Consider the following 13301-nt stretch of genomic DNA (forward strand, 5'->3'; position numbering starts at 1 on the left):
TTGCTGTCAATATTGATTGAATCAATATAAGGTGCGTGGTCCTCGGGCTCCCGCATGGATTCAGGATGGATACGGTGGTCGGCATGACGGATCAATCAGCGGCCGACGGCCAGGAGCCGCCCCGGCTCACCACCCGGGAGGCGGCCGGACTGCTGGGCGTGAAGCCGGAGACGGTGTACGCCTACGTCAGCCGGGGCCAGCTGAGCAGCGCCCGGGCCGCCGGAGGCCGGGGCAGCACCTTCGACGCCGACGAGGTGAAGGCGCTGGCCCGGCGCTCGGGGCGGCGCGACCCCTCCCCGGCCGGGGGCGACCTCGCCTTCCGCACCGGCATCACGCTCATCGAGGGGGACCGCTGCTTCTTCCGCGGGGTCGACGCGACGGAACTGGCCCGGCGGTACAGCTACGAGGAGGTCGCCGAGTGGCTGTGGACGGGTGAGCTGCGGCCCGGCGTCCGGTTCACCGCGCCCGCCGGGACCCTCGCGGCGGCCCGCCGGACGGTCGGCGCGCTGCCCGCGCACAGCGGGTCGACGGACCGGCTGCGGGTGGCGGTGACCGCCGCGGCGGCCACGGACCCGCTGCGCTTCGACCTGTCGCCCGAGGCGGTGCTGAGCAGCGCCCGGGGGCTGATCCCGACACTGGTGGGCGCCCTGCCGATGCTGGGCGAGCCGGAGGCCGAGGGCAGTTCTCTGGCGCGGGGACTGTGGTCACGGCTCACCGCGGAGCCGGCCGACGCTCCTTCCCTCGCCGTGCTGGACGCGGCCCTGGCCCTCCTGATCGACCACGACCTGGCCGCGTCCACGCTGGCCGCCCGGGTCGCCGCCTCCGCGCGGGCCCATCCGTACGCCGTGGTCTCCGCGGGTCTCGGCGTGCTGGAGGGGCCGCTGCACGGTGCGGCGAGCGGCCTGGCGCACCGGATGCTCCGGGAGGCGGTGGACCGGGGCAGCGCGGCCCCCGTGGTCGCCGATCACCTGCGGACCGGGCGGCGGGTGCCGGGCCTGGGCCACCGGCTGTACCGGGGCGAGGACCCCCGGGCGACCGCCCTGTTCACCCTGCTGGATGGGGTGCCGCAGGCGGCCGGGGCGCTGGCGGCGGCCCGCGAGGTGGTGGGGACGACGGCACGGCACACTCCGCTGCACGCCAACATCGACCTGGCGCTGGCGGTCCTGTCCGTCTCCCGAGGCATGCCGGCGGAGGCGGGCGAGACCGTGTTCGCCGTGTCGCGCACCGCGGGCTGGATCGCCCACGCCCTGGAGGAGTACGGGGAGCAGCCGCTCCGCATCCGCCCCGGCGGCCAGTACGCGGGGCCCCGGCCGCCGCAGCCGCTGCCAGGGCCGTAGCCGCTCCTCGCACACCTCCAAAGGCCCCTGATCCGGGCCCAGAGGTCCACGTCAAGGGCCCGGATGCGCAAATTAGCTACGGATCACCGGGAATTATCGCGCGGCGGCTGGGCGGTGGACCCGCGCACCACCAGCTCCGGCTCGTAGAGCAGTTCGTCCGGGGGCACCGTACGCCCGCCGATCTGCTCCGAGAGCAGCTCGACGGCCGCGCGCCCCATGGCCTCGATGGGCTGACGGACGGTGGTCAGGGGCGGCTCGGTGCAGTTCATGAAGGCCGAGTCGTCGTAGCCGACCACCGACACGTCGCCGGGCACCGACAGGCCGCGGCGGCGGGCGGCCCGCACGGCGCCCAGCGCGAGCGGGTCGCTGGCGCAGATGACGCCGGTGACGCCCCGCTCCAGCAGCCGCGCCGCGGCGGCCTGCCCGCCCTCCAGCGAGAACATCGCGCGGGCCACCCACTCGTCGGGCACGGTCGTGCCCGACGACTCCGCGAGCGCCCGGGCCGCGGCCAGCTTGCGCTGCGAGGGCACATGGTCGGACGGACCGAGGACGAAGCCGATGCGCTCGTGGCCGAGCGAGACGAGGTGCCGCCATGCCTGCTCGACGGCGACGGAGTCGTCGCAGGAGACGCCCGGGAAGCCGAGCCGGGCGATGGCCGCGTTGATCAGCACGACGGGGATATTGCGCTCCGCGAGCACCTTGTAGTGGTCGTGCGGGGCGTCGGCCTGGTGGTAGAGACCGCCCGCGAAGACCACTCCGGAGACCTGCTGCTGGAGGAGCAGCTCGACGTAGTCGGCCTCGGAGACGCCGCCCTTGGTCTGGGTGCAGAGGACCGGGGTCAGCCCCTGCTGGGCGAGCGCGCCGCCGACCACTTCGGCGAACGCCGGGAAGATCGGGTTCTGCAGCTCGGGCAGGACCAGCCCCACGAGCCGGGCCCGTTCGCCGCGCAGCTGGGTCGGCCGCTCGTAGCCGAGGACGTCCAGCGCGGAGAGGACGGCCTGCCGGGTGGCGTCGGAGACGCCCGGCTTGCCGTTCAGCACCCGGCTGACCGTCGCCTCGCTGACTCCGACCTTCTGGGCCACCTGAGCAAGTCGTCGCGTCATGAACGCAAGATTAGCGCAAGAAATGCAAGAAGGTTGCGTCGCAGTAGGACTCGCCCCGAACGCTCACAGAGCGGCCACCGGAAGGCAAGGGGTTCACGCAGCGGGAGCCCGGGTCCGCGGCCGAATTTCCGCCCCGGCCACCCGGCCCTTACCGTCTCTACGATGAACGCCCCACCGACCCCCGGCAGCGGACAGCGCCGGTTCGGCTGGCCCCGGAGGGTCTTCTCCCAGGTCCTGCTGATGCAACTGGCCATCATCACCGGCGTGACCATCCTGGTCACCGGCCTGTTCCTGGCCCCGCTCAGCGCGCAGCTGGACGACCAGGCGATGCGCCGCGCCCTGGCCATCGCCCAGACCACCGCCGCCCGGCCGGGGATCGTGAAGGACCTGGGCACCACGGCCCCGTCCGGCCACGGCCCCGTCCAGTCGGCCGCCGAGCAGGTCAGGCGGGCGACGGGGGCGGAGTACGTCGTCGTCATGGACCGGCGCGGGGTGCGCTGGTCGCACCCCGACACCCACCGGATCGGCGCGGTCGTCTCCACGGACCCCGGCCGGGCGCTGAGCGGTCGCGAGGTGATGGAGATCGACAGCGGGACCCTCGGCCGCTCGGCGCGGGGCAAGGTGCCGCTGTTCGACACGTCGGGCGAGGTGGCCGGCGCGGTGTCGGTGGGCATCGCCTACGACAGCGTCCGCGCCCGGCTCCTCGCGGCGATCCCGGGGCTGCTGGCGTACGCGGGCGGGGCCCTGGCCGCGGGGGCGCTCGCCGCGTACCTGATCTCCCGTCGGCTGCAACGGCAGACCCACGACCTGGCGTTCTCCGACATCTCCGCGCTGCTGACCGAACGCGAGGCCATGCTGCACGGCATTCGCGAAGGAGTCGTCGCGCTCGACGGCGCGGGGCGCGTCCGGCTGCTGAACGACGAGGCGCAGCGGCTGCTGGGCGTGGGCCCCCAGGCGGCGGGCCGGCCGCTGGAGGAGGTGCTCGGCGGCGGCCGGACCGCGGACGTGCTGGCCGGGCGGGTGGTCGGCGACGACCTGCTGGCGGTGCGGGGCAGCCGGGTGCTGCTGGCCAACCGGATGCCCACGGACGACGGCGGAGCGGTGGTGACCCTGCGCGACCGGACCGAGCTGGAGCACCTGGGCCGCGAACTCGACTCCACCACGGGCTTGATCGACGCCCTGCGCGCCCAGGACCACGAGCACGCGAACCGGTTGCACACCCTGCTGGGGCTGCTGGAGCTGGAGATGCACGAAGACGCCATGGAGTTCATCACGGAGGTGGTGGGCGTGCACCGGGCGACGGCCGAGCAGGTCACCGAGAAGGTCCAGGACCCGCTGCTGGCCGCCCTCCTCGTCGGCAAGGCGACGGTCGCTGCCGAGCGCGGGGTCTCGCTGCGGCTGGCTCCGGGCACCCTGCTGCCCGACCGGGTGGTCGATCCCCGGGGCCTGGTCACCGTGGTGGGCAACCTCGTCGACAACGCCACGGACGCGGCGGCCGGATCGGACGGGGCGCGGATCGAGGTCGCTCTGCGCGCGGAGGGCCGTACGGTGATCCTGGGCGTGCACGACAGCGGCCCCGGCGTCCCCCGGGAACAGCAGGCGTCGATCTTCACGGAGGGCTGGTCCACCAAGGACGTCCCCGCGCACGGCAGACGCGGCCTCGGGCTCGCCCTCGTACGCAGACTCGCGGAACGTCAGGGAGGCAGCGTGACCGTGTCCGGCGCGGACGCGGGCGGCGCGGTGTTCACGGTCGTGCTGCCGGAGGCGCTGGCCGAACCGGGACCGGAGGGCGCGGCCGAAACCGTCGCGGGCCGCCCGGACGGCCCGCCGCCCCTCACACCTCCGGCCCCGACGGGAGAGCAGCGGTGATCGAGGTCCTCATCGTGGACGACGACGTCCGCGTGGCGCGGATCAACGCGGCGTACGTCGCCAAGGTCCCCGGCTTCCGGGTGGCCGCGCAGGCCCACACGGCGGCCGCCGCGCTGGAGGCGGTCGAGGAGGTCCCGGTGGACCTCGTCCTGCTGGACCACTACCTGCCCGACCGCAACGGTCTCGCCGTCGTACGGGAACTGCGCCGCCTGGGCCGTCAGGCCGACGTGATCATGGTGACGGCCGCCCGGGACGTCGCCACCGTGCAGGACGCGATGCGGCACGGCGCGCTCCAGTACCTGGTGAAACCGTTCACGTACGCGGGCCTGCGCTCGAAGCTGGAGGCGTACGCGTCCCTGCGGCACACCCTCGACCGGGGCGGGGAGGCCGAGCAGGCGGAGGTGGACCGGCTCTTCGGAGCACTGTGGGCGGCGGGCGAGCCCGGCCTCCCCAAGGGCCACTCCCCCACCACCGCCGAGCTCGTCCGAGGGGCCCTGCGCGGTGCCGACGGACCGCTCTCCGCCCAGGAGATCGCGGACAGCGCGGGAATGAGCCGGCAGACGGCCCAGCGCTATCTGAAGCTGCTGGAGCGCACCGGCAAGGTCCGGCTGACGCTGCGGTACGGCGAGACGGGCCGCCCGGAACACCGCTACGCCTGGGCCGCCGGCTGAGCCCTACCGGGCCGGGCCGCGCACGCACCGGGGCCCCGCCGGCGGGCCGCGGCGGCCTCGGCCGCCCTACGCCGCCCCGGCGCCCGTCAGCGCCCGGACCTCGGCCTCCGCGTGCTTGGCCTCGTCGGGCGGCTCGGGAGAGGTGACCGTACCGATCCAGCCGGCCAGGAAGCCCAGCGGAATGGAGACCAGACCGGGGTTCTCCAGCGGGAAGAGCTGGAAGTCCGCCCCGGGGAACAGGGACGTGGGGCTGCCCGACACGACGGGCGACACGAGCACCAGGACGACCGCCGGGACCAGCCCGCCGTACACCGCCCAGACCGCGCCCCGGGTGGTGAAGCCGCGCCAGAACAGCGAGTAGAGCAGGGCGGGGAGGTTCGCCGAGGCGGCCACGGCGAAGGCGAGGCCCACCAGGAAGGCGACGTTGAGGTCCTGGGCGAGCAGTCCGAGGCCGATCGCGACCACGCCGATTCCGGCGGCGGCGGTACGCGCCACGGCGACCTCCCCGTACTTCCTGCGTCCGGGGCGGCGGAGCGAGGCGTAGAGGTCGTGGGCGACGGACGCGGACGAGGCGAGCGTGATGCCGGCGACGACGGCCAGGGTGAAGCGGCCGCAGTTGCGGACGAGTTCGGCGACGAACAGCAGGACCGCCAGCCAGGCGACGAGGAAGCCGACCGAATAGAGCATGCCGTCGTAGCCGAAGAGGGCGATCAGCCCGGAGATTCCGAGGAAGGAGGCCGCCGACATGTAGTCGCCGGCGATGGCGAAACCGTTCTCCATGGGAGAGAACAGGCGTCCGCCGGCGTAGAACTCCTCGGCGGAGCACTGCCGGGTGCGGCCCGCCCATCTCGTGATGAACAGTGTCACCGCGACGAACGCGCTGAACAGCAGCAGGGCGAGTGTCTGATGGTCGCCGCTCAACGTTCCAGTCCTCTCGTCATCTCCTGGGTGTCCCAGCGCAGGTCGAGCGCGACCCGGTCCCTGCGCAGCCGCGCGTGCCGTGCGTACGCCCAGGTGAGCAGGAAGGTGGTGAGGAACTGGCCGAGACCCGCCAGCATCGCGACGTTGACCGCTCCGGCGACCGGGCGGGCCATCAGCCCGGGTGCGGTGGTCGCGGCGACGACGTAGGCGAGGTACCAGAGGAGGAACGCGAGGGCGGCGGGAACCACGAAGCGGCGGTAGCGGCGGCGCACCTCGCGGAAGGCGGCGCTGCGGTGCACCTCCAGGTAGACGTCGGCCGCGCTGGGCGCGGGGTCCCGCGGCGCCGCTCCGGACGCGTCGAGGCCGACGGCGGTCCCCGCCCCCTCGTGATCAGCCCGGCCGGACGCCGGCGCGTCGTCCCGCGGGCCGTCGAGCCGCACTCCCGCGGTCCCCGGCCCTGCTTCCTTCTCCACCGAACAGCTCCCCTGATCCGCCGACCTTTTCGGCCGCATGGCCAACGATGGGCGGTTGGGGAAGATCACGGACGTGCCATGCGTCCGACTTCACCCCTTCAGGTGACAGAAGCCCGGGACGGCTGCGGGAACCCCGAGAACGTACGCGGCCCCCGCTCCCGGGCGGACGGGAGCGGGGGCCGGGCGGGCGTGCGGGGGTCAGGCGTCGATGCGCGAGCGGTCCAGGGTGGCCGCGGAGCTGGTGATGAACTCCTTGCGGGGCGCGACCTCGTTGCCCATCAGCAGATCGAAGACCTGCTCGGAGGACTCCAGGTCGCCGATGTTGATGCGCCGCAGCGTGCGGTGGCGCGGGTCCATCGTGGTCTCTGCCAGCTGGTCGGCGTCCATCTCGCCCAGGCCCTTGTAGCGCTGGATCGATTCCTTGATCCGGACGTTCTTGCGCCGGAGCTCCAGGAGGGTCTGGCGCAGTTCGCTGTCGGAGTAGGTGTAGATGTACTTGTCCTGGCCCTTCTTGGGCTGGACCAGCTCGATCCGGTGCAGCGGCGGAACGGCGGCGAAGACCCGCCCCGCCTCGACCATCGGGCGCATGTAGCGCTGGAAGAGGGTCAGCAGCAGGCAGCGGATGTGGGCGCCGTCGACATCGGCGTCCACCAGCAGGACGATCTTCCCGTAGCGGGCGGCGTCGATGTCGAAGGTCCGCCCGGACCCGGCCCCTATGACCTGGATGATCGCGCCGCACTCGGCGTTCTTCAGCATGTCCGAGACGGACGACTTCTGTACGTTGAGGATCTTTCCGCGGATCGGCAGCAGCGCCTGGAACTCACTGTTCCGGGCCAGCTTGGCCGTACCGAGCGCGGAGTCGCCCTCGACGATGAACAGCTCGCTGCGCTCGACGTCGTCGCTGCGGCAGTCGGCGAGCTTGGCGGGCAGCGAAGAGGACTCCAGCGCCGTCTTGCGGCGCTGGGCGTCCTTGTGCTGGCGGGCGGCGATCCGGGTGCGGGCGGCGGCCACGGCCTTCTCCAGCACCGCCCTGGCCTGGGCCTTGGCGTCCCGCTTCGTGGAGGTCAGGAACGCCTTGAGCTCCTTGGCGACCACGCCTGCCACGATCCGGTTGGCCGCCGAGGTGCCGAGCACCTCCTTGGTCTGGCCCTCGAACTGCGGCTCGGCGAGCCGTACGGTGACGACGGCGGTGAGCCCTTCGAGGGCGTCGTCCTTGACGACGTCGTCCTCGGCGACGCGCAGCATCTTGGCGGAGCGGAGTGCCTCGTTCACCGTCCTGGTCAGGGAGCGCTCGAAGCCGCTGACGTGGGTGCCGCCCTTGGGCGTGGCGATGATGTTCACGAACGACCGTACGGTCGTGTCGTAGCCGGTGCCCCAGCGCAGGGCGATGTCGACGGCCAGCTCACGGGTGACCTCGGTGGCCGTCATGTGGCCGCGGTCGTCCAGGACGGGCACGGTCTCCTTGAAGGTGCCCGTACCGCTGAGGCGCTGAACGTCGCAGACGGCCTTGTCCTGGGCCAGGTACTCGCAGAACTCGCTGATGCCGCCGTCGAAGCGGAAGGTCTCCTCCGTCTTGCCCTCGCCGTCCAGTCCGCGCTCGTCGCGGACGATGATCGTGAGGCCGGGGACGAGGAAGGCCGTCTGGCGGGCACGCTGGTAGAGCGTCTCCAGGTTGAGCTTGGCGTCCTTGAGGAAGATCTGGCGGTCGGCCCAGTACCGCACCCGGGTACCGGTACGGGTCTTGGGGACGCGCTTGACCTTGCGCAGACCGTTGGCCGGATCGAACGGACTGTCCGGCCCCTGCTCGGTGAACATGCCGGGGACACCGCGCCGGAAGCTGATGGAGTGGGTCGCGCTGTTGCGGTCCACCTCCACGTCCAGCCGGGCGGAGAGGGCGTTGACCACGGAGGCGCCGACGCCGTGGAGGCCGCCCGAGGCCGCGTAGGAGCCGCCGCCGAACTTTCCTCCCGCGTGCAGCTTGGTCATGACGACCTCGATGCCGGAGAGGCCCGTCTTGGGCTCGACGTCGACCGGGATGCCGCGGCCGTTGTCCCGGACCTCGACGGAGGCGTCGTCGTGGAGGATGACCTCGATCTGGTCGCAGTGGCCCCCGAGGGCTTCGTCGACGGAGTTGTCGATGATCTCCCAGAGGCAGTGCATCAGACCGCGGCTGTCGGTGGACCCGATGTACATCCCGGGGCGCTTGCGGACCGCCTCCAGCCCTTCCAGGACGAGGAGGTGCCGCGCGGTGTAGTTGGAGCTGTCCCGGTCGCCGCCTGCTCCGGTCAGCATCGCGGTGGACGGCACGGACGTTTCGGCGGTCACGCGGTTCGCTCCTCGCTGAATTTCATCTGGGGTCCCCGTGGGTATGGGGGCTGGGCTTCGGTTGTCGCTGAGAGCCTACAGACGCCTGGTAGAGCGGTTGTAACGCCACCCTCGGGGAATCCTCATGCTAGTCGAGCCCCATCCGGGCTCGCATGAGTGTTCGATCATTCGTTGGAGTGACGTGCACATCACGTTCCCTTCGACGCATGAACCATTTAGGCTCCGGGCACGTCCTCATGAACAAACCGGCAAGCCGGCCGGCGGGACACACCCCCGAGACAAGCAATGCGAAACCGTAGCGCTCCGCATACGGCACATTCGCCGCCAACCGGCAACAGACGGCCACACCGAGAAGAAGTTTCGAAGAAAAGCCACGAGCGGGAACGTTTTCGGCCTGGTTGGATGTTGACCCTGGTACGACAGCTCGTCGAGCTAGAGAAGAGGCGACGTGACTACTGTTCTGACCCCCGCGAGCCCGCTGACCGCAGCAGACCGCTGTGACCGTTGCGGCGCCCAGGCATATCTGCGCGTCGTCCTGATCAGCGGCGGTGAACTGCTCTTCTGCGCCCACCACGGGCGCAAGTTCGAGCCGGAACTCAAGAAGATCGCCGCGGAAATACAGGATGAGACGGATCGGCTCACCGCCGTGCAGACGGCTGCCGCCGACGAGGACCAACACTGACACCTCGCATCCACGACGAGCCAGGGGCCGGTCCAGGACCGGCCGACGGGCGGCTCCCCCACCGGGGGAGCCGCCCGTTCTCGTCCTCGGGGACCGCACACACGCCCTGCGGGGATCACCCCGCCACCACGGGCCCCGGGGCGGCTCAGACGCGGCCCTGGGCCCATTCGAGGGCGGCGGAGACCCGGGTGTACACCCCGGGGCTGCCCGGGCGCCCGCAGCCGCTGCCCCAGGACACCAGGCCGATGAGCCGCCCACGGGCCACCAGCGGCCCGCCGCTGTCGCCCTGGCACGCGTCCCGGCCGCCCGCCGGATCGCCCGCACAGAGCATCGCCGAGGCCCTGTACGTGCCCTCCTGGCCGCCCGGGTAGGCCCGCGCGCAGTCGCTGTCCGGGAGGACCCGCACCGGCGCGGAGCGCAGCACAGAGGCGTACGTGCCACTGCCCGTCGTGTCGCCCCACCCGTAGACGGCCGCGGCGGTCCCGGGCCGGTAGGCGGCGTCCCCGGCCGCGGCCGTCGGGATGACGCCACTCTTCGGCAGCGCGCGGGACAGGGTCAGCACCGCGAGGTCGCCGGCGTTGGAGACCGGGTCGTACGCCGGGTTCACCCAGATGCCCCGGACCGGGACCTCCTGGCCGCCGGCATCGCTCAGCCGCTCCCGGCCGGCGATGACGAGCAGGTCCTTCACCCGGTTCACCGGTCCGCCGAGCGCCTGTTCACTCAGACAGTGGGCTGCAGTCAGGATCTTCGTGGGCGCCACGGCGACGCCGCCGCAGAACTGGCCCGAGCGGGCTCCTCCGAACCGTTCCCGGCTGGACAGCGCCACGACCCACGGGCTCTCCGCCACGGGGGCGGGCTGTCCGCCGACGACGATGCTGTCCGCGACCGCCGAGGAGGGCGCGGCGAGCGGCAGCACGGCCGCGGCGGCGGTCAGGGCGAGCGCCCCGGTCAGGGAACGGACGGCGGGACGGGGCATGGAGGCTCCTGACGCTGAGGCGTTGACGGTCCACCCAGCGTGATCCAGCCGGTCCGCGTCCGCACCCGAGGACACGCCGGAGGGCCCGGATCCCCTGGGGGTTCCGGGCCCTCGGCCGGTGAATCTTCCGCGATCTAGTCGAGGTAGTCGCGCAGCACCTGGGAGCGCGACGGGTGACGAAGCTTCGACATCGTCTTCGACTCGATCTGACGGATGCGCTCGCGCGTCACGCCGTAGACCTTGCCGATCTCGTCCAGCGTCTTCGGCTGACCGTCGGTGAGGCCGAAGCGCATCGAGACCACGCCGGCCTCACGCTCGGAGAGCGTGTCGAGCACCGAGTGGAGCTGCTCCTGGAGAAGCGTGAAGCTGACGGCGTCCGCCGGCACGACGGCCTCGGAGTCCTCGATCAGGTCACCGAACTCGCTGTCGCCGTCCTCACCGAGCGGGGTGTGGAGGGAGATCGGCTCGCGACCGTACTTCTGGACCTCGATGACCTTCTCGGGGGTCATGTCGAGTTCCTTGGCCAGCTCCTCCGGGGTGGGCTCGCGGCCCAGGTCCTGGAGCATCTGGCGCTGCACGCGCGCGAGCTTGTTGATGACCTCGACCATGTGCACCGGGATACGGATGGTGCGGGCCTGGTCGGCCATCGCGCGGGTGATCGCCTGACGGATCCACCAGGTGGCGTACGTGGAGAACTTGTAGCCCTTGGTGTAGTCGAACTTCTCGACCGCGCGGATCAGACCGAGGTTGCCCTCCTGGATCAGGTCCAGGAAGAGCATGCCGCGACCGGTGTAGCGCTTGGCCAGGGAGACCACCAGGCGGAGGTTGGCCTCCAGGAGGTGGTTCTTGGCCCGCCGGCCGTCCTCGGCGATGATCTCCAGCTCGCGCTTGAGCTTCGGGGCGAGCTTGTCGGCGTTCGCCAGCTTGTCCTCGGCGAAGAGGCCGGCCTCGATGCGCTTGGCGAGCTCGACCTCCTGCTCTGCGTTGAGGAGGGGAACCTTGCCGATCTGCTTCAGGTAGTCCTTGACCGGGTCGGCGGTGGCGCCGGCGACGGCGACCTGCTGGGCAGGCGCGTCGTCCTCGTCGTCGGAGAGGACGAAGCCCTTGTTCTCGCCCTCGCCCTCCTCCTCCTCGCTCTTGACGGCCTTGACTTCCTCGGCCGCCTCGTCACCGTCGAGAAGCTCGTCGTCCTGCTTGCCGGACTTCTTCGCCGCCGTCTTCTTGACCGCCGTCTTCTTCGCGGCGGTCTTCTTGGCAGCGGTCTTCTTGGCTGCCGCCTTCTTGGCGGGAGCGGCCGCGACGGCGTCGTCGGCCACCGCGTCCGCACTCTCGGCCGCCGGGGCGGCGGGGGCCGCGGCGGTCCTGGTCACGGTGGTCTTCGCCGCGACGGTCTTGGTGGCGGTGCGCTTGACCGGGCTCTTCGCTGCGACGCTCTTGCGGGCGCGCTTCGGCGACTCCGCGGCACTGACCATCAGCGTCACACCCTCTTCCTCGAGGATCTGGTTGAGGCTGCGCAGAACGTTCTTCCACTGGGTTGGCGGAATCTGGTCAGCCTCGAAGGCCCGACGCACGTCATCGCCGGCGATCTGCCCATCAGCCTTTCCCCGCTCGATGAGCGCCATCACAGACTCGGACTCGGCGATCTCCGGCGGGAGCGTACGGGATGTGCTGGCCGACACGAACAACCTCTCGGAACGATGGAAACGGCTTCCGGCCCTGCCCTGGAGGGGGCTGGAACCGACGACCGTCGACTGGGGATGTCGCCGACGGCGCGGGCTTGGCCTCAGAACTGCACAGCGCACCCAAGGGTTGCTGTATTCCTTCCGCGACGGTCACCTCTTAAGTCATCGCGCTGCTTCGAGGAGTGTTACGGCCAATCCACGTGGCCCGAGTCACACCTCATTCGCGACAAACTGGGCGACGCATCGCATCCCACCACAATTGTGCCGCCGGACCGGTGCGGTCCGGCGGCACCGGGCCCACACACCCGGCCGCGCCCGGGGTCAGTGCTCGCGCGGCGCGGGGACCACACGCTCGACATCGGGGTGGACGACGAGCAGTTGCCGCATGGCCGTCTCGGCGGCCCCGGCGTCGCCGGCGGCCAGGGCGTCGGCGATACGCGCGTGATGGGCGAGCGAGGTCTCGCCGGGCCGGTCACAGCCGGTGACGGGTCCGCCGGAGACGTGGAGGGCGGCCGAGACGATGCCGGAAAGGTGTTCGAGCATCCGGTTGCCGGCGGCCTGGATGAGGAGGGCGTGGAACTCCGCGTCGGCGCGGGAGAAAGTGATCGCGTCCCCCTGCCCCATCGCGTGCCCCATGATCTCCACCATGTCGCCGAGCCGCTGCTGCAGGTCGTCCCGGCCGTGCCCGGCGGCGAGGCGCGCCGCGAGCGGTTCGATGGTCCAGCGCAGCTCGGCCAGCTCGCGGCGCTGGTCGTCGCGCTGCGGGCCGAAAGCCCGCCATTCGATGATGTCGGGATCCAGCAGGTTCCAGTCGCTGACCGGGCGGACCCTCGTGCCCACATTGGGGCGGGCGCTGACCAGCCCCTTGGCTTCGAGGACGCGCAGGGATTCGCGTACGACGGTGCGGGAGACCTCGAACCGCTGGCCGATCTCCTCGGGAACGAGAGGGCGGTCCGCGCCGAGGTCACCGGAAACGATCATCTGACCCAGCTGCTGGACGAGTTGGCCGTGGAGACCGCGCCCCCGGCTGGCCGATCCCCGTCGGCTCGCCCGTCCCAGCTCGGAATCGGATCCACCCCAGGCCCGGGAGGCGGCACGCTCGCCGGCCGGCGCCTCCGTATAGGGGTAGCGGTCGAGTTCGCCCGAGCCGGCCAGGCCGGAATCGGCGGTGCGGGCGGCGGTCATCATGGTGTGCGCAAGGGTACTCACGCATCCTTTGTCGGCGCGGCTCGCCCGCCTCTTGAGGTCTTTGGTGAAAAGCA

General features: G+C 71.7%; 11 protein-coding genes. 4 read left to right on the forward strand and 7 right to left on the reverse strand.

Annotated elements, in window-relative coordinates; translation table 11 throughout:
* Positions 1 to 83 precede the first annotated feature (83 nt).
* Positions 84 to 1337 (forward strand): citrate synthase, encoded by a 1254-nt coding sequence (locus tag ACIQMU_RS17865; RefSeq protein ID WP_352241941.1) that lies wholly within the window; start codon positions 84 to 86, stop codon positions 1335 to 1337.
* Positions 1338 to 1420: 83 nt separating this feature from the next.
* Here ACIQMU_RS17865 and ACIQMU_RS17870 read toward each other — a convergent pair whose 3' ends face one another.
* A complete protein-coding gene (locus ACIQMU_RS17870; RefSeq protein ID WP_352241940.1) occupies positions 1421 to 2440 on the reverse strand; it encodes a LacI family DNA-binding transcriptional regulator in 1020 nt (339 codons plus the stop codon).
* Between the two features lie 162 nt (positions 2441 to 2602).
* Here ACIQMU_RS17870 and ACIQMU_RS17875 point away from each other — a divergent pair, with 162 nt between their 5' ends.
* Positions 2603 to 4309 carry an ATP-binding protein gene (locus ACIQMU_RS17875; protein ID WP_402689190.1) on the forward strand — a complete coding sequence of 569 codons (1707 nt, stop codon included), beginning with the start codon at positions 2603 to 2605 and terminating at the stop codon, positions 4307 to 4309.
* Positions 4306 to 4980 carry a response regulator gene (locus tag ACIQMU_RS17880; RefSeq protein WP_352241938.1) on the forward strand — a complete coding sequence of 225 codons (675 nt, stop codon included), beginning with the start codon at positions 4306 to 4308 and terminating at the stop codon, positions 4978 to 4980. Before ACIQMU_RS17875 ends, ACIQMU_RS17880 begins: the two co-directional genes overlap by 4 nt.
* Positions 4981 to 5046: 66 nt before the next feature.
* Here ACIQMU_RS17880 and ACIQMU_RS17885 read toward each other — a convergent pair whose 3' ends face one another.
* The 3 genes from ACIQMU_RS17885 to ACIQMU_RS17895 form a co-directional block, all read right to left on the reverse strand.
* On the reverse strand, positions 5047 to 5901 hold the full coding sequence (locus ACIQMU_RS17885) for a hypothetical protein (RefSeq protein ID WP_402689191.1): 855 nt from the start codon (positions 5899 to 5901) through the stop codon (positions 5047 to 5049).
* On the reverse strand, positions 5898 to 6341 hold the full coding sequence (locus tag ACIQMU_RS17890; RefSeq protein WP_402689219.1) for a DUF485 domain-containing protein: 444 nt from the start codon (positions 6339 to 6341) through the stop codon (positions 5898 to 5900). Before ACIQMU_RS17890 ends, ACIQMU_RS17885 begins: the two co-directional genes overlap by 4 nt.
* Before the next feature lie 231 nt (positions 6342 to 6572).
* Complete coding sequence (locus tag ACIQMU_RS17895) at positions 6573 to 8699, reverse strand: DNA topoisomerase IV subunit B (RefSeq protein ID WP_352241936.1); 2127 nt, start codon at positions 8697 to 8699, stop codon at positions 6573 to 6575.
* Between the two features lie 448 nt (positions 8700 to 9147).
* Here ACIQMU_RS17895 and ACIQMU_RS17900 point away from each other — a divergent pair, with 448 nt between their 5' ends.
* Positions 9148 to 9381: a hypothetical protein gene (locus ACIQMU_RS17900; protein ID WP_006128079.1), complete on the forward strand. Its 234-nt coding sequence runs from the start codon at positions 9148 to 9150 to the stop codon at positions 9379 to 9381.
* Positions 9382 to 9526: 145 nt separating this feature from the next.
* On the opposite strand, the gene ACIQMU_RS17905 is transcribed toward ACIQMU_RS17900, so the two are convergent.
* From ACIQMU_RS17905 to ACIQMU_RS17915, 3 genes are all read right to left on the reverse strand, one after another.
* A complete protein-coding gene (locus tag ACIQMU_RS17905; protein WP_352241935.1) occupies positions 9527 to 10357 on the reverse strand; it encodes a serine protease in 831 nt (276 codons plus the stop codon).
* A 134-nt stretch (positions 10358 to 10491) separates the two neighbouring features.
* Complete coding sequence (locus ACIQMU_RS17910; RefSeq protein ID WP_402689192.1) at positions 10492 to 12036, reverse strand: RNA polymerase sigma factor; 1545 nt, start codon at positions 12034 to 12036, stop codon at positions 10492 to 10494.
* A 324-nt stretch (positions 12037 to 12360) separates the two neighbouring features.
* On the reverse strand, positions 12361 to 13227 hold the full coding sequence (locus ACIQMU_RS17915) for an FCD domain-containing protein (protein WP_352242010.1): 867 nt from the start codon (positions 13225 to 13227) through the stop codon (positions 12361 to 12363).
* Positions 13228 to 13301: the final 74 nt, after the last annotated feature.

Source organism: Streptomyces sp. NPDC091649, assembly GCF_044756785.1.
Lineage (GTDB): Bacteria > Actinomycetota > Actinomycetes > Streptomycetales > Streptomycetaceae > Streptomyces.